21 protein-coding genes are annotated in these 20,038 nt (G+C 49.8%); 11 read left to right on the forward strand and 10 right to left on the reverse strand.

Going from position 1 to position 20,038, the window contains the following annotated elements:
• On the forward strand, positions 1 to 1,350 hold a 1,350-nt coding region (gene dnaA / locus AACQ84_RS00005), incomplete at its 5' end, for a chromosomal replication initiator protein DnaA (protein ID WP_445260517.1).
• A gap of 73 nt (positions 1,351 to 1,423) precedes the next feature.
• Complete coding sequence (locus tag AACQ84_RS00010) at positions 1,424 to 2,353, forward strand: cobalamin-binding protein (protein WP_012305644.1); 930 nt, start codon at positions 1,424 to 1,426, stop codon at positions 2,351 to 2,353.
• Positions 2,354 to 2,831: 478 nt separating this feature from the next.
• Here AACQ84_RS00010 and nrtS2 read toward each other — a convergent pair whose 3' ends face one another.
• The 6 genes from nrtS2 to AACQ84_RS00040 all read right to left on the reverse strand — a co-directional run bounded on the left by nrtS2 (position 2,832) and on the right by AACQ84_RS00040 (position 5,630).
• Entirely contained in the window at positions 2,832 to 3,110 is a 279-nt protein-coding gene (nrtS2, locus tag AACQ84_RS00015; RefSeq protein ID WP_012305646.1) for a nitrate/nitrite transporter NrtS2, read from the reverse strand.
• Positions 3,111 to 3,151: 41 nt separating this feature from the next.
• Entirely contained in the window at positions 3,152 to 3,406 is a 255-nt protein-coding gene (gene nrtS1, locus AACQ84_RS00020) for a nitrate/nitrite transporter NrtS1 (RefSeq protein WP_012305647.1), read from the reverse strand.
• 34 nt (positions 3,407 to 3,440) lie between these two features.
• Positions 3,441 to 4,133 (reverse strand): N-acetylmannosamine-6-phosphate 2-epimerase, encoded by a 693-nt coding sequence (locus AACQ84_RS00025; RefSeq protein WP_012305648.1) that lies wholly within the window; start codon positions 4,131 to 4,133, stop codon positions 3,441 to 3,443.
• An 18-nt stretch (positions 4,134 to 4,151) separates the two neighbouring features.
• Positions 4,152 to 4,796 (reverse strand): phosphoribosylglycinamide formyltransferase, encoded by a 645-nt coding sequence (purN, locus tag AACQ84_RS00030; protein WP_012305649.1) that lies wholly within the window; start codon positions 4,794 to 4,796, stop codon positions 4,152 to 4,154.
• A gap of 92 nt (positions 4,797 to 4,888) precedes the next feature.
• Positions 4,889 to 5,230, reverse strand: coding sequence for a phosphomannose isomerase type II C-terminal cupin domain (locus AACQ84_RS00035; protein WP_012305650.1), 342 nt, complete (start codon positions 5,228 to 5,230; stop codon positions 4,889 to 4,891).
• A gap of 40 nt (positions 5,231 to 5,270) precedes the next feature.
• A complete protein-coding gene (locus tag AACQ84_RS00040; protein WP_012305651.1) occupies positions 5,271 to 5,630 on the reverse strand; it encodes a Spx/MgsR family RNA polymerase-binding regulatory protein in 360 nt (119 codons plus the stop codon).
• Positions 5,631 to 5,741: 111 nt separating this feature from the next.
• Between AACQ84_RS00040 and AACQ84_RS00045 the strand changes: the two genes are divergently transcribed.
• The 6 genes from AACQ84_RS00045 to AACQ84_RS00070 all read left to right on the forward strand — a co-directional run bounded on the left by AACQ84_RS00045 (position 5,742) and on the right by AACQ84_RS00070 (position 11,418).
• Positions 5,742 to 6,824, forward strand: a complete 1,083-nt coding sequence (locus tag AACQ84_RS00045; RefSeq protein ID WP_012305652.1) for a class I fructose-bisphosphate aldolase — start codon at positions 5,742 to 5,744, stop codon at positions 6,822 to 6,824.
• 219 nt (positions 6,825 to 7,043) lie between these two features.
• Positions 7,044 to 7,613 (forward strand): Uma2 family endonuclease, encoded by a 570-nt coding sequence (locus AACQ84_RS00050; protein WP_012305653.1) that lies wholly within the window; start codon positions 7,044 to 7,046, stop codon positions 7,611 to 7,613.
• Positions 7,614 to 7,645: 32 nt separating this feature from the next.
• Positions 7,646 to 8,308 carry an NUDIX hydrolase gene (locus AACQ84_RS00055; protein WP_049761528.1) on the forward strand — a complete coding sequence of 221 codons (663 nt, stop codon included), beginning with the start codon at positions 7,646 to 7,648 and terminating at the stop codon, positions 8,306 to 8,308.
• On the forward strand, positions 8,305 to 9,621 hold the full coding sequence (locus AACQ84_RS00060; RefSeq protein ID WP_012305655.1) for a hypothetical protein: 1,317 nt from the start codon (positions 8,305 to 8,307) through the stop codon (positions 9,619 to 9,621). Before AACQ84_RS00055 ends, AACQ84_RS00060 begins: the two co-directional genes overlap by 4 nt.
• Positions 9,622 to 9,728: 107 nt before the next feature.
• Positions 9,729 to 10,484: a DUF1995 family protein gene (locus AACQ84_RS00065; RefSeq protein ID WP_012305656.1), complete on the forward strand. Its 756-nt coding sequence runs from the start codon at positions 9,729 to 9,731 to the stop codon at positions 10,482 to 10,484.
• A 19-nt stretch (positions 10,485 to 10,503) separates the two neighbouring features.
• The gene (locus AACQ84_RS00070) at positions 10,504 to 11,418 is read left to right on the forward strand and encodes a TIGR04168 family protein (protein ID WP_041443290.1); all 915 of its coding nucleotides are present in this window, start codon (positions 10,504 to 10,506) and stop codon (positions 11,416 to 11,418) included.
• On the opposite strand, the gene AACQ84_RS00075 is transcribed toward AACQ84_RS00070, so the two are convergent.
• Together AACQ84_RS00075 and AACQ84_RS00080 are read right to left on the reverse strand one after the other, a co-directional pair.
• Positions 11,402 to 11,767, reverse strand: coding sequence for a VOC family protein (locus AACQ84_RS00075; protein ID WP_041443690.1), 366 nt, complete (start codon positions 11,765 to 11,767; stop codon positions 11,402 to 11,404). The genes AACQ84_RS00070 and AACQ84_RS00075 overlap by 17 nt on opposite strands.
• Before the next feature lie 82 nt (positions 11,768 to 11,849).
• Entirely contained in the window at positions 11,850 to 12,152 is a 303-nt protein-coding gene (locus AACQ84_RS00080; RefSeq protein ID WP_012305659.1) for a hypothetical protein, read from the reverse strand.
• Between the two features lie 245 nt (positions 12,153 to 12,397).
• On the opposite strand from AACQ84_RS00080, the gene AACQ84_RS00085 reads away from it, so the two are divergent.
• Genes AACQ84_RS00085 through rsmD form a run of 3 tightly spaced genes read left to right on the forward strand, consistent with a single transcriptional unit; the run spans position 12,398 to position 14,742 of the window.
• On the forward strand, positions 12,398 to 12,628 hold the full coding sequence (locus AACQ84_RS00085) for a hypothetical protein (protein ID WP_012305660.1): 231 nt from the start codon (positions 12,398 to 12,400) through the stop codon (positions 12,626 to 12,628).
• Positions 12,629 to 12,654: 26 nt separating this feature from the next.
• On the forward strand, positions 12,655 to 14,193 hold the full coding sequence (locus tag AACQ84_RS00090; protein ID WP_012305661.1) for an AAA family ATPase: 1,539 nt from the start codon (positions 12,655 to 12,657) through the stop codon (positions 14,191 to 14,193).
• A 9-nt stretch (positions 14,194 to 14,202) separates the two neighbouring features.
• A complete protein-coding gene (gene rsmD / locus AACQ84_RS00095) occupies positions 14,203 to 14,742 on the forward strand; it encodes a 16S rRNA (guanine(966)-N(2))-methyltransferase RsmD (RefSeq protein WP_012305662.1) in 540 nt (179 codons plus the stop codon).
• A 171-nt stretch (positions 14,743 to 14,913) separates the two neighbouring features.
• Here the strand turns inward: rsmD and AACQ84_RS00100 are convergent, their stop codons facing one another.
• A complete protein-coding gene (locus AACQ84_RS00100) occupies positions 14,914 to 15,801 on the reverse strand; it encodes an alpha/beta fold hydrolase (protein ID WP_041443291.1) in 888 nt (295 codons plus the stop codon).
• 62 nt (positions 15,802 to 15,863) lie between these two features.
• A complete protein-coding gene (locus AACQ84_RS00105; protein ID WP_012305664.1) occupies positions 15,864 to 20,024 on the reverse strand; it encodes an nSTAND1 domain-containing NTPase in 4,161 nt (1,386 codons plus the stop codon).
• Between the last annotated feature and the right edge of the window lie 14 nt (positions 20,025 to 20,038).

Below are 20,038 nucleotides of genomic sequence, written 5' to 3' on the forward strand. Positions count from 1 at the left end.
GTGACTCAAAATCCCCAATGGCTTTGGCAAGAAGTCCTGACAAAACTTGAACAACAACTGAGTCGCCCCACCTACGAAACTTGGATTCAGCCGACGGCGATCCAACAGTGGCGAGAGGATGAAATCGTTCTCTGTGCCCCAAATGCCTTTGTCCTGAACCATATCCAGAAATACTATGGTGCGTTGATCACCGAAACCATCGCCGAATTATTGCAGCAGCCCGTTAAGGTACGCCTCACTTCTCCAGAAGGGAATACCCTCGCAGCGACCCAGAGTTTCTATAGTTCCCGCAGTGGCCAATCGACCCGTCCAGGTAAAAAGACCCCAGAACTCAACTCGAAATATACGTTTTCACGGTTTGTGGTTGGCCCAACCAATCGCATGGCCCATGCGGCGGCCTTAGCGGTGGCGGAATCACCGGGGCGGGATTTTAATCCCCTGGTGCTCTGTGGGGGGGTGGGTCTGGGAAAAACGCACCTGATGCAGGCGATCGGCCATTACCGTTTGGATACCCAGCCGGATGCGAAGATTTTCTATGTTTCCACGGAGCAATTTACCAATGATTTAATTGTTGCGATTCGCAAGGATAGTCTGCAAACGTTCCGGGAGCATTACCGCACCGCCGATATTTTACTGGTAGACGACATTCAGTTCATCGAGGGGAAAGAATACACCCAGGAGGAATTTTTCTATACCTTTAATACTCTCCACGAAGCGGGTAAACAAATTGTTCTCGCGAGCGATCGCCCCCCACACCAAATTCCAGGCTTGCAACAACGGCTGTCTTCCCGTTTTTCTATGGGTCTGATTGCGGACATCCAACCCCCCGACCTGGAAACCCGGATGGCGATCCTCCAGAAAAAGGCGGAGGCGGAAAATTTAAACCTATCCCGCTCGGTGATTGAATATATCGCCACCCACTACACGGCGAATATCCGCGAATTGGAGGGGGCGCTCCTGCGGGCAGTGACCCACATTGCGATCTCTGGCCTACCGATGACGGTGGAAAACCTCGCCCCCATTTTGAACCCGACGGTGGAATATGCCCCGGCGGCCCCGGACGTGATTTTGCAAATTGCCGCAGAAGCCACGGGGGTGAGCATTGAGGATTTAAAGGGGGCTTCTCGACGACGGGAAATTAGTACGGCCCGGCAAATTGCAATGTATTTGATGCGCCAACACACCGATCTCAGCTTGCCCCGCATTGGTGAGCTGTTCGGTGGCAAAGACCACACTACGGTGATGTACAGTTGCGACAAAATTGGTCAGTTACTGACGAAAAATCAAAAAATCTCCCAATTGGTGAGCCAAATTAGCGATCGCATTAATCACCATCACCAAAACCTCTAGGGACAAGCGGCCCACATCGTACAAAAAAAGACACCGCTACAATGAGCAGTAGTTCATCGATTGTGTTTTATTCATGGTTGCTTCCTACCGGATCGTTTCGCTCTTGCCCAGTGCCACAGAAATTTTAGATTGTCTGGGTTTAACTCCCAACGTGGTGGGCCGGAGCCATGAATGTGACTACCCGCTGGAGATTGGCGATCGCCCCGTGTGTACCGCTGCCCGCCTCGATTCAGAACGTCCCAGCGGCGAAATTGACCAAGAAGTTTTGGCCTTACTCCAAGGAGCCTTGGGGATCTATGAAGTGAAACTAGATGTCTTGCAAGCCCTACAACCCACCCACATTGTCACCCAAGATCAGTGCGATGTTTGTGCCGTCACCCTGGCCGATGTGCAAAAGGCGATCGCCCAGTTGAGTGATCATCCGCCGCAGTTGATTTCGCTCCAGCCCAATACCCTAGCGGACGTTTACCAAGATATTCGCCGTGTTGCCCAGCAGTTTAACCGTGATCCCCAACCCGTTTTGCAGGATCTACAACAGCGGGTACAAGCTTGCCAAAAACGAGGCAAGACTTTAGCAAAACGGCCCCGGGTGGCGGCCATTGAATGGATTGATCCCCTCATGGGCGGCGGTAATTGGCTCCCGGAACTCATTGAACTCGCGGGCGGCGAGAATATTTTAGGCAAACCGGGCAAACATTCCCCCTACATCAGTTGGGAAACCCTCCTGGCCAGTGATCCCGATGTGGTGGTGGTGATGCCCTGCGGCTTTGACCTCGAACGTACCCGCCAGGAAATGCTCGCCGACTTGGAGTTGCACCCTGAGTGGAAACAATTACGAGCTGTGCAAAATGATCAGTTATTTATCTGTGATGGCAACGCTTATTTCAACCGACCAGGGCCGCGCCTTGTGGATTCCCTAGAAATTCTCACGGAAATTTTGCAACCGACTGGCGATCGCCTTTATCCAAAAACTGCCTGGCAAAAACTCTCTTTATTCAAATAAGTAATATTTCAACAAATAGTAACTATCCAAAGAAATATTACATCTGGGCCTAGTTTTACAACATTTTCTATCAAGTTTATGTTGGCAAAAAAGGAATTATTAGGACAAATTGAGGGATATTTTCGCAAAAATGAGCATCCTCCCCAAAAAAGCATCCCTTTGGCTTCGTCTGGGAATTTGGCACATTAAAGACATAGCAAGATTTTGAGGGCAGGCGTTTCGTGATGTACCGCCGCTTTTCGATTCAAAAAATATTATCTAAGGTGAGGATGCTGTCTATGTGGCTCAAAATTAGGCACCTAGTCGATCCTGTATTTCAATATCTCAATCAACCCGTGGGACACACAGATCGGCATACCGTATGGAACCCGAATCGGTTTTGGTATCTCTATAAAATCAACCTGTTAGAAAAATGCTGGCAAAAAGAAGCGGCCAATAAAGGCCAACATACCTATTAATCTCTTAACTTTGATGCCAGTTACGACGTCAATTTTTGGGGATCTGCTTGGGAACTCTCCTGGGCCGCTTCTGCTTCGGCTCGCAGTCGGCTGACTAATTGGCCATGGATATTGACACAGTAGGGCACACAGTAAGTTATGGCCGCCGCCAGCCAGCGGGTACTGGTCATGGTGCCATTCAACACAGCAACGCCATGGTTAATACAAAAGTGGACAGTCCCCACAAACAGGGCAACCCGGATCGCCGTTGGTCGAAAGGTGCGATCGCCTAAGGCTCGGAAATAGATTGTCAAGCGCATCGGTACAATCCCCAAACTAATAAAAAAGTGGCTCTAGATCTTTATGGCTCGGAAGAGGGGTGGGCTTTGGCTTGCTGGCGCATCCGGCTGGCTATTTGGCCATGGAGGTTAACGCAGTAAGGCACAAAGTAGGTCAAAACCATGGACGTCCAACGGGTCCGGGTCATTGCCCCATGGAGAAAGGCACTACCGTGGTTAATGCAAAAAATCACAGTGCCCACAATTAGGGCGACGCGGATGGCAGTGCTGTGGAGGGTGCGATCGCCCAGGGTCTGAAGATAACTTTTTAGGCCCATTGGTGAACCTCTAATTTGTATATCTGAATTTTACTCATGGGCAGCCTGGGGCGATCGCCTGACAAAATTTTTGTGCCAAGAGATCAACACCGGTAATCGCTGTCCCAACAACGACGCTATCAGCCCCCAGTCGAAAGGCTTTTTGCAGCATTTCTGGAGTGTGGATGCCTCCTTCGCAGATGAGCGGCTGGTCAAAATCCTGGGCAAGTTTTTCGAGCAACCCAAAACCAGGGGGCGTTAAATCTTTGGTGTCCCCCGTGTAGCCGTAGAGGGTCGTCCCCAAAATATCAGCACCAGCTTGGGCGGCCAATTGAGCATTTTCGTAGGTGTCGAGATCCGCCATCACTAATTTTCCTGTTTGCTGGTGAATCCCGGCGATCAGATCCGCGAGGGTTTCTCCGTTCGGGCGGGGGCGGGCCGTGGCATCAACGGCAACAATATCGGCTCCCGCTGCGACCACCGCCAGGGCATCCCCTAGCCGGGGGGTAATGTAAACATCTGATGTGGGAAAAGTACGTTTCCATAAACCGATAATCGGGATCTGGGGTAGTTTGGCCCGCACAGCGCGGATGTGGTCAGGGCTATCGATGCGCACCCCAACGGCCCCTTGATTGACGCAAGCTTGGGCGATCGCCGCAATCATTTCAGGGTCATGGAGGGGAGAATCAGCGGGAGCTTGGCAGGAAATAATTAGGCGATTTTTAAACTGGGCAATCAGATCAGACATGGGTTTTACGGGAAATTTCTAGGAATATTGGGACACAGCTAAGGCGATCGCCGCTGGAAAAATACGATGTTCTTGCACTTGAATTCTGGCGTGGAGCGTTTCAGGGGTGTCATCGGCCAAAATGGGCACTACCGCCTGCATGATAATGTCGCCGCTGTCTACTTCTGGGCTAGCAAAATGTACCGAACAGCCCGTCACTTTTACGCCAGCCGCTAAAGCCTGTTCTACAGCGCGAATCCCTTTAAAACTGGGCAATAGACTGGGATGAATGTTTAAAATCCGATTTTCGTAGCCAGTAAGCAAAACATCCGTAACGATGCGCATCCAACCCGCCATGATGACCCACTCCACCCCATGGGCGCGCAGGCAATCTAAAATCGCTTGGTCACAGGCTTCCCGCGAGGCAAAATCCCGGTGGTTAATCAGTTGGGTTTTCGTGCCAAATGTTGCGGCCCGTTCTAAAACCTTCGCCTTGGGGTTGTTGTAGATCAGAATCGGGATCTCTGCGTTAAGTTCTTTGGCGATCATGGCCTTGGCGATCGCCCCGTAGTTACTGCCGCTACCGGAGGCCAAGACTCCCAACTTTACCGGACGGGATAAGGGCACATCCGCCAGGGTCACAGGGGGAGAGATTAAAGCAGAATTTAGCGTAACATTACCCATCAATCGCGGTAATCCTCGGAAGTACAACCACTAAGCATATCGGTTCCCTAGTCGAAAGTCAGATATTTTTGCTCGGTGGCGTCGGGGTGGGGCTAGGCTGAATCGCGATCCTCGAAACGAATAATATCTTCGTCTCCCAAAAATTCGCCGTTTTGAATTTCGATCATCACCAAATCAATTACCCCCGGATTTTCGACCCGGTGCCTGGTATTCATCGGGACATAGGTAGACTGGCGGGGAGTCAGAATAATTTCTTGGTCGTTGCAAATCACCTTCGCTGTCCCGGAAACGACGACCCAATGCTCGCTGCGATGGTAGTGCATTTGGGTGCTAATGTGGTGACTGGGCTTCACTTCGATGCGGTTAATGCGGTAGCGATCGCCTTCTTCGAGAATCGTGACTTTGCCCCAGGGGGGTGTGCGGGTTTCAAGCATAGGGATAGGTTCAGCGGGATTTCAAGATTATTTTAAAGGCTTACTGAGTACCGAGGCGATCGCGCAATTCCGTTTCACTCGCCCGAAACCCCACCAAGACCGCTTTGTTATCCCGCACGAACAAAGGCCGTTTTAAGAGCATTGCATCTTGACTAAAAGCCTCGATCCACTGGTTATCATCCCAGGTTTTCTTTTCTTCCCCCAAGGCCCGATAGGATTGCCCAGAAGTATTGCGCATCGGTTTGCTGCCGAGGTCACTGACCCATTGGGCGATCGCCTGCCGAGTTGGCGGTTGTTCTTTAGTATTGATAAATTCGTAGGAAATTCCGGCTGTTTCTAGCCATTTCAAGGCTTTTTTACAGGTGTTGCAGGTGGGAATGCCGTAAACTTGCAGGGCCATTTTGATCGGTTAAACAAAAGATAACTTCGTTTATTATCCATGATCCTCAGGGCGGCCCACTTTGGCAGAAGTGTTACAACGGAACTGTAGCAAGTCCCCACATTTTTCACCATGACGACGACCATTTCTGCCGAAAAATCAATTGCAGCTTGGCTTGGAGAGGAAGCAGAAAGTCTCTTGGGTCACAGCGCGAAAATTAATCAAAATCTGCTCACCCTCCCCGGAGCCGATATCGTAGAACGGGTCTATGCCCAGAGCGATCGCCCCACTCCAGTCTTACGTTCCTTGCAACAATTGTTTGGTACGGGACGGTTAGCGAATACAGGCTATCTCTCAATTTTGCCCGTCGATCAAGGCATTGAACATTCCGGGGCGGCTTCCTTTGCCCCGAATCCGATTTATTTTGACCCCGAAAACATTATCCGTCTAGCCATTGAAGGGGGGTGTAACGGCGTGGCGACGACCCTCGGCGTGTTGGGAATGATGTCCCGCAAATATGCTCACCGCATCCCGTTTATCGTCAAACTCAATCACAATGAACTGCTGACCTATCCCAACGGTACGGATCAGATTATGTTTGCGACGGTGGAACAGGCTTGGAATTTGGGGGCGATCGCCGTCGGTGCAACAATTTATTTTGGCTCTCCAGAATCGAGCCGACAAATTCAAGAGGTTAGCCGTGCCTTTGCCCGCGCCCACGAGCTAGGAATGGCGACGATTCTCTGGTGTTATCTGCGCAACAATGTGTTTAAACAGGACAAGGATTACCATTTGGCGGCGGATTTGACGGGACAAGCGAACCACATGGGCGTAACTATCGAGGCGGATATTATCAAACAAAAATTACCGGAAACCAATAATGGCTACGGGGCGATCGCCAAAGCGACGGGCCAAAAATACGGCAGAACCCACCCCAAAGTTTACGACGAACTCACCAGCGATCACCCCATCGATCTCACCCGTTATCAAGTGTTGAACTGTTATGGCGGGCGGGCTGGTTTAATTAATTCCGGTGGCTCCTCCGGCGAAAACGATTTTGCCCAAGCAATTCGCACTGCTGTGATCAATAAACGCGCGGGCGGTTGTGGCCTAATTTCTGGTCGTAAAACCTTCCAACGACCCATGGCAGAAGGGGTTAAACTCTTTCACCTGATCCAAGATGTCTATCTTGATTCTGAAATCACCATCGCTTAAGGGGGTGTCGTCCTGGGGTGAAGGAGGACTGTTCTTTAAATATTGATCAAGTCTCAGGAATGATTGCCATGGCATTTTTTAGGAGGCTTAAGCAAAAGATGATTATGCACGTTTTTTAGCCTGCCAAAAGCACCATTAGCTCGTCATCTAATACCGCTTAAGTATCTTTGATTCCAGAAATGCTATAACGGTGAATATCCCGATTGCAAGAAAGACTATATGGTTATTGCTGAAGAAAAATTTCCCCGATTCACTCCTGACGAATATTTACGTTGGGAGGAACAGCAAGCCGAAAAATACGAATATATCGATGGTCAAATCTATGCCATGGGGGGCGGCAACAAAAACCATAGTCTAATTGCCGTGAGGCTGTCGAGTTTATTTTTTAATCATCTGGATGGTAGCGGTTGCGAAACCGGAAATTCTGATCTCAAAATCAAAATTCCCAGCAGCCATAACTATACCTATCCAGATATCAGCGTCACCTGCGATGAGCGAGATCAGTCCACCACCCAATTCATTACATATCCTTGTCTGGTTGTCGAAGTTTTATCAAAAAGCACTGAGGCTTATGATCGGGGTGGCAAATTTAGACTCTATCGCCAAAATCCGGTCTTAAAAGATTATTTACTGGTGAGTTCTACCGCCATTGAGATGGATTTGTATCATAAGAATAAATCAGGAGAATGGCTGATTACTAACTATCAAGCCGGAGATATGATCACCTTAGAAAGTATTGGCCTCACTTTTTCTATTGAGCAAGCCTACCAAGGATTGAAATTAACATAAGATTTTTTACAAAGAATTAAGCCTCGAAGCTTGTGAAAACCCAATGGAGCGATCTCCCCAAGAGCAATCCGATTGAAAATAATGCTCAAAAATGTGAAAGTAGATATAATGCGGATAAGCGCTATGAACTGAAAAGTTTTATCTCCCGCATGAAGATAAAAACAATACTAGAAAGAATAGTCTTTTCAAATCAATTTGGTACGCTTTTTAACGATAAAGTAGAGTTCCAAAATACCCAAGGCACATATCTGAGGTGGCAATGGAATACAGATCGCGCTGTAGTCGTTGTCCCTAAATTAGTAGACAAATATGCTTTTCTGCAGACTTATAGATATCCAATTTCCGCGATGTCTATAGAATTTCCACGGGGAGCCGTCGAAAAACGAGAATCTCTCTTTAATGCAGCAAAACGAGAACTTCAAGAAGAGCTAGGACTTCAAGGTATTAATGCTCAATCTCAGGGGATAATCCAAGCAGATTCTGGCTTGATCACAACCCCATGTCACGTTATTTTCGTAGATATTGAACCATCGAGTCTTACTAATATTTCCCCACAGCATGAATCGATGGAAGCTATTCACCCTTCTACAGTGTGGCTTAATGCAGACGAAGTAAAAGCAAGTATTATTCAAGGAAACATAACTTGTGCTCTTTCCATTGCCGCCTTTACATTAACAGAGGTAAATATCCCATGAAAAATAATATTACGGTCACTGATGCTTTGATTTTAGATACTCGTTTTGGAACGCACGGCAATACCTACCTAAAATCCGGCGACATTGAAATGTTCATTAAGCTCAATGCTTTATTTTGTCGAGGTGTTATTATTCCAGATTCAGATTTAAATAATAATCCAGTCTTGCATGCACTTTTAAAGGTAGATCAAAGTGACTCGACTTTTAAGAGCGCTCTAGAACTAGGTTTTATTCGCCCTGCTGTCCGATATAAAGCGGGGAAAATCTGGTCACAAATGGAAATTTTAGAAGCTCTGAAGAAAAAAAGTCCGGAAAGAGGTCACCAAGTTCCTGTTGAGTATGTACAAAAGTTAGATGGAATTTTAAGTCGGCGCGAAAAAATGAAAGACCCATTAGTCTGGTCTACAGAGGGAGCAGCAAAGATTTTTGCAGAGCGGATCTTAAACGAGCTACCTTACAGATGCAATGGCTTATCTGGTATCGGGCAAGAAAAACTTCAGAAAATTCTTGAATTTGTCAAAGATAATAAAGAACAGCCTAATTTCGACGCCGTTAGCATTGAGAAAAATTGCTTTAGTGAATCTAAAGATCAAGACGATAAACAACTATGGAATGGAATTTCACAATGCTATCTCGGCAATATTGGTATTGAGCTTGCTACTTCTTCTGATGGGAAAGTCATTACCGCTATGCCTGAACAATCTAAAGAAGAGCATTCAGTATTTAATTGTATTCTTCCGGCAAAGGCAGTTGAACAATTGAAGCTTCTTGAGCATCAAATTGGTGAAGAAGACAAAGCTAAAAATGAAATGGGAAACTATCTTTTGAATTTGAACAAGTTGCGTAAATTAACTCTTGATCAAATTATTGAATTACGAGAAGCATCTTATCCAGATTCGTATATTCAAGCTAGATACAATAATATGTTGCCGAGTTTCAAGGATAAAGAATCAAATAATCTCGAATTATCATTGTCAGATACTCGTCAGGAAAAATTATTACAAGAGGCTAGGCAGCAATATTGGGAAAATCTTTTTCAACAAGGCTTAGCTCTTGATAAAAAAAAGCATGAAGAACCTATCGTTCAATACTGTAAAGAAAAGACGGGTAAGAAAAACAGATATGATGGCGCAAAACTATTTTTTTCAATGATCCCGATAGCAAACTGGTGCGTCACTGCCTGCGGTCTGTTTGAGTGGATGCACGGACTTCATCAATATCAAAACAATAGCTTCGATGAAGTACCTAAGCTAGATGATTTATTTTTGCAAATCCCAAAAATGCCGGATTATGGGTTGATTGAAAAGATATAGTTCTACCGGAAAAAAATTACTGCATTTATTTCGAAAGAAAAGTTTTTTGACGAAGCCAGAGAAAAAGTTTGATAATAAACCAATATCTTGTTGTGCGTCGGTAAACCATGTCCAATCTGCCCAAATCCTTTGAAGAAACCCTCGAACAAGCGAAAGCCGCAACCCTAAACAGTTTAGAAGCAGGCTGTGGGCGGATTTTGATTGAATTGTGCTTTCCCGAAATTGCCCTACAGGCCCAGGCGCTGGCCTGGAATTGGGCGCAATTGTTTGTTGAGGATTATGGTTCGGGGTTGAAAATCTTCTTTCCGGATACGGGCGCCGCAGCTTTGGCCCGGCGGGATTGGGGCGAAATTCCCTTTAAGGTGGCGGATATCGGCACGTCGCGATCGCCGATTGAGAATAAAATCGGTGATGATGACCAGATCTTTATCATTGTCTGCCCGTCGGCGGTGGAAGTAGGCCAAGTGGAAAAGCTCTGTAATTTGGCAGGCGATCGCCCGGTGATTATGTTGATTCCCCAACTGGAGGACGTATCCATTGTCGGGATTGGCTATGCGGCGCGGCAACTGCGGGAGCGGTTTATCAGCACCCTCGAAACCGCCTACTACATCCGACCCTACGAAAGCGCGATGGTTTGGCGTTCTTACCCCTCGGCCTGGGAAGTGTATCTCGAAAAAGAGGAAGACCAATACGAACTCATCGCCAGCGAAACGACCAAACCCCTTGGCGAATATTTAGAGCGGCTGCTGTTGGCGGCGGTGGAACCCGAAGCGGGGGAAGCAGCAAATCCCAACGCACCGAAAATCAAGAAAACAGGACTGCTTGGGGGTCTGCAAAACTTTCTAAAAGCCCTCAGCAATTAAGTTTAAGACCGCATAACCGATGATTGATAACTGTTCACTAACCATTGCCGTGGTGGGAGATGTCCATGACCAATGGGATGCCGTTGGCGATCGCCAAGCCCTGGAGATTCTTGGGGTAGATCTCGTGTTGTTTGTCGGGGATTTTGGCAACGAAGCGGTGAAATTAGTGCAACAAGTGGCAGCGCTTCCTTTCCCCAAAGCAGTAATTTTGGGCAACCATGATGCTTGGTATACTGCCTCCGATTGGGGTCGCAAAAAAGCCCCCTACGACCATGCCACCGAAGATCGTGTGCAAGCCCAGTTAGAGATTCTGGGGGCAACCCATGTAGGCTACGGCCATTTGGATTTACCGGAGTTTCAGCTTTCAGTGGTCGGGGCACGGCCCTTTAGTTGGGGGGGTGAGAAGTGGAAAAATGAAAAATTCTATGGTGATCGCTATGGCGTCCATGACTTTACGGAATCCACCGCGTTAATTGAGAAAAATATTGCGGCCTGTCAGTACGAAACCCTGATCTTTCTCGGACATAATGGCCCTACCGGATTGGGTTCGGAACCAGAAGATATGTGTGGTCGCGATTGGAATCCCCTGGGGGGTGATTTTGGTGATCCGGATTTTGCCCAGGCCCTGGCGATCGCCCGCCGTCAGAATAAGACAATTCCCCTAGTCACCTTTGGCCACATGCACCACAGCCTCCGGCACCGCAAAGATCGCCTACGCACCCAATGCCAATTTTCAGACGAAACCCTCTATTTCAATGCCGCCCGCGTCCCCAGAATTCAAACCTACAACAATGGCGATCGCCACCACAGTTTTTCTGTGATTACCCTCACCCAAGGCCGACCGACGAAAGCCGAACTGGTGTGGGTCAATCCAATCAGCCAGCAGCAAACGAGGGAAACCCTCTGGTCGCAGCCCCTCAACTCTCTTCCGTAACCTCGATCACGTTGCCGTCTGGGTCTTGCAAAAATAAGGCTCGTCGCCCCGATGCGCTCATCTCATAGGGGTAATTTTCTCCGTCCAACTGCGATCGCACTGTATTTAGATCCTTTACGCCGAAAGCAATATGGGGATTTCGACCTAACTTTTCTGGATTGGCTAATTTCGCCTGGAACGTCGGATCTTCAATCAGATGAACCTGCATCTGGGGTAATTGGTACCACACGCCACCGTAGTTAAAGGGTCGTTCCACCTTTGGCAGCCCCAGCAGTCGATCATAAAAGGCCGCTGCCCGCTGCACATCTGTCACCAAAATTGCTGTGTGTAGACAACGGGTTACTTGAATCTGAGGCGTTACCATACTGAATTGCTTGCTTGATGCTTAGTTTGACTGCTCACGTTTCCTAAATTCAAGGGGAGACAACTCCCTAGGAATCCGTAGTTGCAAAATTAATCCAGCCTTCAATTTTAGGCCCGAGGCGAAACAATAGAGATTGGGCTAACCCTAAATGATCAGCGACTAACAACAACATCATTGCCTGGTCTTTTACGGTCGCCAGTTGGGTTGGGCAGGCCTCAAAATCTAGGGTTAAGACAGTAGATTCGCCCCAGACTTCACGATAAATTTGGCACCGACTGGGAAGTAGGGCCGTGAGTTGACGAAAACGTTTTAAAGCTTCTTTTTCAAAGGCAGCACTACTACCTTGGGTCGAAAAAGGTTGGTGGTTCATAGGGGGATTGTCGTTAATGACAAAACGCTGGCTTCTTCTTTTACCTTAAGGGGTGCTTTGGGGCTGTGGGGGCAGGCGTTAGAATTTTTATCTTTGTGAATTGAGCATGACAATATGTGAAGAAATGTCCCCTTCTTTCTGCTGTGCCAGGGGCGAAACCGTAAATTTAGAGGGAGTTTTGGAAAATAACGTAAGATCAAAATACCGTTTTCTTACCACGGCCAATGTTTTTCTGAGGAACCTCAATGGTTGAGTTTAATCGACTGGTCAAAAAGGGAATTGATCGCAGTGTGCGACGGGGTGTCCTCAATCAAATCCGCCACGGCCTAGACATCAAGTTTCCCCAGGATGCAGATCGCATTTTTGCCGATATTCAACAAATTCCTAGTCTGCATGGCCTCAAAATGATCGAAAATCAACTTTACCACCTCCAAACAGTTGAGGAACTCCGTTTGCTTTACCGCAATTTACTCTGAGTCGGGTCGGGAGTTTGGGGAGAACCATGGGCTTTTTGGATAACATTCACAGTTTAAAAACCTTCATCTGTGCGTTTCATCCAATCATTGTCATTGAGACCGTCGAAGAGGAACGGGTAGAGGCGCTCCTGCGGGAAGTGGTCAAAGATTTACACATGCCCTTATTTGAATGGACGGTAAATTTGGGACTGGCCCCAACCCCAGGGACAAAATATGCGCCCCGCACCAATGACTATGCCCGACCGGGGGCGAACAAGCCGATCGCCTTTGAAAATACGGCAGATCCCCTTGATGTACTGAAATATATGGGCCAGATTGAACGCAATGGCATTTTTTGGCTCAAGGATTTTGCGCCCCACCTGGAGGATCCCAAAGTCATCCGGGAAGTACGGGAGTTGGCTGAGATTTATGGGGTTGTGAATTCGGCGATGGTGCTGACAGGGGAGTCGATCACTTTACCAAAGGCGATCGCCCACGATGCGGTGTATTTTGAGCTGACCCTCCCGGATGGGGACGAGCTGTACCAAACCCTGTCGGAGGTGATGCGGGAACTCAAGGTGCGCCATAAGCTAGCAATTACGCTCCAGGGGGAAGAACTGAATCAATTTGTCCATGCCCTCAGTGGGATGACTCTCAAGCAGGCCCGCCAGGCGATCGCCTATGCCGCGTTGATCGACGGGGAGTTAAACGGGGCTGATATCCTCAAGGTGATCCACCGCAAGGCCCAGATCCTCCGGGAAGAATCCCTCCTCGAACTTTTTCCCGTCGAAGAAAATACCGCAAAACTAGGAGGCTTTGTGGGCCTCAAACAATGGTTAAAACGGTCTCAAGTGGGCTTTAGCACGGCGGCAAAGCGGGTGAATCTTCCGGCCCCGAAGGGCATTTTAATCGTCGGAGTGCAGGGGTGCGGGAAATCCCTCGCGGCGAAGACCATTGCTAGGGAATGGCAACTACCCTTGTTAAAACTGGATGCGGGCCGCCTGTACAACAAATTTGTCGGTGAATCGGAGAAAAATTTCCGCCAAGCAATTAAACTGGCTGAATCCATGGCCCCGGCGGTGTTGTGGATCGATGAAATTGAAAAAAGCTTTGGTAATCCCAGCGGTGAGGGCGATGGGGGTCTGAGTTTACGTTTGTTTGGCTCGTTCTTGACTTGGCTCCAGGAGAAATCCCAGGAAGTTTTTGTCGTTGCAACGGCCAATGATCTGTTGCAACTGCCGCCGGAACTGCTGCGGAAAGGGCGCTTCGATGAAATTTTCTTTGTGGATCTGCCCAATGCCCAAGAGCGGGCGGCGATCTTTTCGATTCACCTGGCGCGCCATCGACAAAATGTCCAAGATTTTGATTTGCGCATCTTGGTGACGGCGGCGGCAGGCTATAGTGGTGCAGAGATTGAACAGGCAATAATTGCCGGGCTATACCAGGCTCTCTACGCCCAAACTCCCTTAACGACGGATGCGCTGGTGGCTCAGATGAAAAGTACGGTGCCCCTGTCGGTGTCGCGGCGAGAGGATGTGGAAAAATTACGGGCGATCGCCTCGGAACGTTTTGTGTCAGCGCGGTAAAATACCGGGATGCGCATCTATGGCAATCGACAAATCAAAACTCTTCCTGGCGAATTAACGCGGCCTACCCTGGCAAAGGTGCGGGAGGCAATTTTTAATATTTGGCAAGGACAGGTAGCGGGCTGCCGCTGGCTGGATCTCTGTGCGGGTTCTGGTTCTATGGGGGCCGAAGCATTATGTCGCGGCGCAGTGAAAGTTGTCGGCATTGAGAAAAATTCCCAGGCTTGCCGCATTATTCAAGAAAATTGGCAGAAAGTGGCTAAAGTTGACCAAGAATACCAAATTTTAAAAGGTGATCTCCTCAAACGCTTAGAAAATTTAGGGGGTGAAACCTTTGATTTGATTTATTTTGATCCACCCTACGCCGCGAAACTCTACGACCGGGTTTTAGCCAAAATTGTTGACTTAGAATTGCTCGCTCCCAGCGGAGAATTGGCCGTGGAATACGACCCGAAACTCTGGCAACCCCTTGAATTACCGGGACTAGAGCTATTCAAAGAAAAAAACTACGGCAAAACGGCGATCGCTTTTTACTGCCTCGCCGAATGACACTCCCCTGACCCCTCTCAAGAGGGGAATGGTTTGTGGGTGTTCTGGAAAGTCCCTAACATCCTCCCTAGAGGGAGGTGGCCGCTAGGCCGGAGGGTGTTCTCTTCCCTGGAGGGGAGTCAGAGGGGTGTCACCTAGAGGGAGGTGGCGAAGCCGGAGGGTGGAAGGGTGTTACCCCAAACGCTGCAACCAATCAAGGATCAAAGAATTAACCAAACTGGGATTTTCGTCGTGGGGACAGTGGCCTGCCCCCGGAATGGGATGAAACTCGACCCCGGCATTTTGCGCGGCGAGATCTTGGTAAATTTGCGAGCCTTTGATCGGTGTCCAGGGATCGCGATCGCCCCAAAGCACCAGTAAAGAATGTTGCCGTTTTGGTAAAAGTTCCGTCGGGCTATCCCCAGGAGGAGCCGTAATCACCGACGCAAAGACCTGTTGCGCCCCTGGATCACAGGAAGGTTCGTAGAGCATCTCGACCAATTCATCGGTGACGGCTTGGCGATCGCCATAGACTTGATAAAGGGTATTTTTGATGCGCGATTTTTGACGCACCTGATTAAAAATAAATGGCCCCGTTAACCGCGAACTAACCAATTTCGCGAAAGTACCCATCACCACCCGTAACGGTAGAGCCAATTCATCGGGGCGATGGTTGAGGCCGCCCGCGCAGTTAATTAACACGCCCCCCGCACAGAGGTCAGGATAATTCGCCAACATTGCCAAACTGAGCAGACCGCCGATGGAATTGCCCACAAATACCGTGGGTTGCTGGATTTTCGCTTGCCAAAAATCGCGGAGTAAATCTTGCCACAGGTCGAGGCTATAGTCCCAGGCGGGTTTCGCTGAAGCGCCGAAGCCTAATAAATCTAAAGCAAAAACTTGATAACCATGGGCGGCAAGGGCGGGAATGTTGTGTTTCCAGTGACCGATCGAAGCGCCAAACCCATGGATCAGCAGGAGGGGTTGACCTTCCCCTTGGACGGTGTAGCGGATTTGTTGGTCGCGCCAAGTCCAATCGAGGGGGGTTAGGGCGGAAAGAGGAGTGACGGCCTGGGTCATGGTTTTTGCGAAATGAAATCGGTGTAATGAAGTGAATGACTTACTTTTGTGAGTATAACGTGCTACTCCGGTGGGAGGTCGAGGAGGGCCGTACACAATTGGCGATCGCCTAGGCGTTGGCTGCTAGGAATTCCCAAATCACCATAGATTAATAGTCGGCAACTCTTTTGGAGTAATTCGTCGAGATCGAGATTCCAGAGGATGAGCTGATTGTTTTGATCTAAAGTGGCGATCGCCTTTCCTTGGGGCTGCCAGTGGAGTTGCGTGATCGGAGCTTGGTGCCCCGTGAGGCTCCCGAGGTAGGTGCCATCCAGTTGCCAAAATTGCAGGTGGTGGTTTTCTGTATTGGTGATCAACAAAGGTAAAGCGCCATAAAAACCGATGCGGTCGGGGCCATTGCTTTGGTGGTTGATGGCAATGGGTTCCCCAAAGACGGGATTATTATTCTCGTAGGTCATCGGGTAAACGAACACCTGATGATCCCGCCCCGTCAAGCCGAGGTGACGACTATCCGCCCCAAATTGGAGATCCATGATTTCCGTGGCAAAGGGGGGAAATTGGGTCACAAGGAAAAAAGAATTATTCCGTCGCCGCTGCCAAATTTGCACGGTGTGATCGCTTGCCGCTGTCGCCAATAGTTTTCCGTCGGGGCTGAATTGTAGGGCGGTAATGGGCCCCCGATGTTCCGTCAAAATTTGCAACAGTTCCCCAGTTTCTGTCCAAAGGCGCACCGTTTGATCCTGGCTGCCCGCCGCAAACATTTTTCCATCACGACTCCAGGCAACAACGTTAATTTTGTCCTGGAAGCCCCCCAGGGTTTGCAAAATCTGTCCATTTCTTTGGCGGAGCTTCACCCGGCGATCGTCTCCTCCAGTGACAAAGAAGTGACCCCGTGGTTGCCAGGCGAGACTGGTGATTGATTCATTATTTGGGCTCAGGGTTTGATCCTGGTTGGGCCACTGCCGCAAAGGTTGGTTGGGCTGGGCGAGCAGAAGCTGGAAACTATTCCCCACAAAGCTAAAGTCCGTAATGGGCACATCTGGGGTCATGGTTTGGCGATCGCCTGGGGGCCGAAAAACTGCCGGAATAAAATTTTGACTAAAGTCCCGCACCGTTACCGAAGTGGTCGCTGCAGCGAGGGTGCTGAAATTTTGTTCTAGGGCAAGGAGCACCTTAAGTCTGGTTGCGGGGGTAACGACATCATCGTCCTTATCATCCAGTCGCTGCAAGACCACCGCCGCCCGGATACTTTCCCGGAGAGCCTCGACGGGTTGGGCACCATCCTGGAGCACCTTGGCAGCCTCGGCCAGTTTCATCAAAATGGCGTTTTGCGCCCCTTGCCACCGTTGGTACCGTTGCAGTTCCACCCAGCGCAGGCCAAACCCCAAGGCGATCGCCACCAGACCCAAGCGCCAAACGGTGCCCACCGACACCTTCCACCAGCGCCGCCAGAGCATTTCCCGTTCCCGACCAGTGATGCGCTGGAGCCACTGTTGGGACTGAAAGGCTTGGTAGTGGTGCCGGATGGGTTCAACGAGATCGGGCCGAGCCAGTTGGTAGGACTCTTGGCCGCCATAGAGTTGAGCGCGAATTAGCCCCGTTGTTTTAAAAATGTGCAAAATGAGTTCTGCTTTTTCTTCCCCCAGGCGGCGATCGCCGAGGAATTGACGCCCCAGTTGGAGGATATCCGCCTTGGTGAGCACCAGTTGACTATGGCGCAGATCCGTAAAGTAATGGAGAAATTGCCAGGCCAAATCACGGTTTTCATCGCCGCAGTAGCGAATGATCCCCAGCAGCGATCGCTCCAACAGCAGCAATTTAGGCGGAAAGCCCAACCCTAAATATTCCTCCCTGGTATAAAGATGATCCTGGTGCAGTTGCGCGCCGATGACCTGGAGTTCGAGGGGGCGAATTTCCCCGTGGCCATCCTGCAGATCCTGAATTAGTTGCTGCATTAAGGCTTTGTCTAGGGGCAGTTTGGCCCAGGTTGCCACCCGTTCTAAAAGGGCGATCGCCGCATCGGGACGCAGATTTCCCAGGCGATGGCGGAGGCGATGGTCAAAAAGGTTGTGGTTCGCCTCCCCCAGATCCGCCCCTGCTTCCCAATCCAAAAGGGGCGCTAGGGCCTCGTTACGACAGGACAAGATTGCTTTCACCGTTGGTAGCCGGAGACTCTGGGCCAAAAAGCGTAAAAAATCCTGACGCTCTTCCGGGTTGGGATATTGCAAGAAAAACTGCTCAAATTGATCAAAGATCAACACCGTCAAAGGGGCAAAATCTTGCTGCTGTTGGAGGTGAACGAGGGGATCTAAGCTGGGGGGATTGGGCCAGGGACAAAAGGGGCGATCGCCATGGAGTTGTTGCACTAGGCGGCGGGCCCACTGACCATAATTTTTAAAATAAATGACCTGTACTGGCCGTCCATCTAGGGGTTGGCTTTGGAGTCTGGGGATCAGTCCTGCTCGAAGAAGGGAGGTTTTGCCCACAGCGGTAGCCCCATGGAGCAAAATCAGGTTCGGTTGGGGGCGCTGCAACCGATGGAACAAGGTCTGGAGATCCTGATCTCGTTGGGAACCCTGGAGCGTCACCAGACTGAGGGGATCCTGGAGCGAATATAGGTTCTGTTGTTGCTGATCTGGTAGGGGTTGAGTCCCCACAAAAGGCCGCCAACCCCAGCTTTGTTCGTATTGTTGGCGTTCCCAGGCGAGGTCAAAGGCCTGGCGATAGTCCTTACCTTGTCGGTAAAGATCACCGAGACAAGCAAAAATCTGATCATAGAGCCGTTGTTGCCAGTGGCCCCAGGGAATAGGTAATGTTTTGGGCGATGTGAGTTGGCTGCGGCTGGGCGGCAGAATTTCTTCTAGGGTGGCGATCGCCTGGGCAAATTGACCAAGGGCTTGATTTGCTTGGGCCAAAATAAGGGCACTCCAAGCTCTGACCACCACTGGGGGCGGTTCATCCAGGGCTTGACAATGTTCTAGGGCTGTTTGGGCGAGGGTTTGGGCTTTGTGCCATTGTTGTTCCTGTAGGGCGATCGCCGCCATCAGACCGTAATGCTGGGCTAGTAGTTCGGGTGGCCAAGGCTCCTGAACCCCTTTGAGGAGTGACCAAGCCAAATCCCCTAGGGCTGACCCACGCTGCCACTGCTGTAAAAATACACCGATCAGTAAACTCAGTTGACCAACCCAAGCCCATTGTTCCTGTCGTTCCCAGAGGCAACGGCTCAGGCGGAGATAATGGAGAGCTTGTTCTCCTTCTGGACTGGGGGCCTGATAATGCTGGGGGCGATCGCCTAGGAGTAGACCCAAATGAAACAAAATCAGAGCTAGTTGTTGACCCTGAGAACGCGATAACTGTTCTAGCAACGGCGAATTTGGATTGTCCCGCAGCACCTTGAGCCAATCGATCCCCTGCTCCCCACGGCAATAGTGGCGCAGACTCTCCTGATAGGCTTGCTGGGCTGTTTGCCATTGCTGATCTTGGTGGGCTTGTCGTCCCTGGATAAAGCAGAGCAAACCCGCGCCTTCACTCAGGGTCTTGGTGGCTAACTCTAATTCTCGATAACCCCGTTGACCGGGCGCTAAATTCCAGTGGCGATGATCGAGAAAAATTAGGGGGCCAGAGGCGGTTAGTTTTTGAAAGTAGTCCTGTTCTGTACGTTGCCAAAAATACTGAAGCGCCTGGGAAGGCCAGGTAATTTCTCCCAAATCCGTTGCGGTTGCCAGCCCATCAGAAACTTGCCGTTCTTGATAATCTGCCGTTGGTAGCGTCACAATCCAGAGGGCAATTTGGCTTTGAAACGTTGCCGCAGTTAAGTTAACGGCTGGGGTTAACCCAAAAACCATGGCGCCATTGATGTGAGAAGGCTGGATACCCAGATTGGTTAGGGTTGTCTCTAACAGATTTAAAATCGCTCCTAGATCATCGGCCTGGGGTTCGAGCCACAGACAAAGTAGCCCCTGGGCGATCGCCTTTTCTTCTAAATCTGCCAACGCCTGGTCACTGTAGTATGCCGCCGTAAACTGAGAAAAAACCTGGTGCCATCGCAGTTTTAGATTGCCCTGGAGTTGTGCCAGAAGTTCCTGCTCTTGGGCTTGATAGTTGCAGCGAAAAAGATAAAGTCCGGGTTGAGCATCACTACGGGGAGAAGACCACAATCGGTCGGCCAACCGCTGCACAATGGGGCGGGACGTGGGAAATGGCGGGCCAGGGCGATTGATCATGGCAAATCCAAGGG

This window comes from Picosynechococcus sp. PCC 7002 (assembly GCF_963860125.1).
Classification (GTDB): domain Bacteria; phylum Cyanobacteriota; class Cyanobacteriia; order Cyanobacteriales; family MRBY01; genus MRBY01.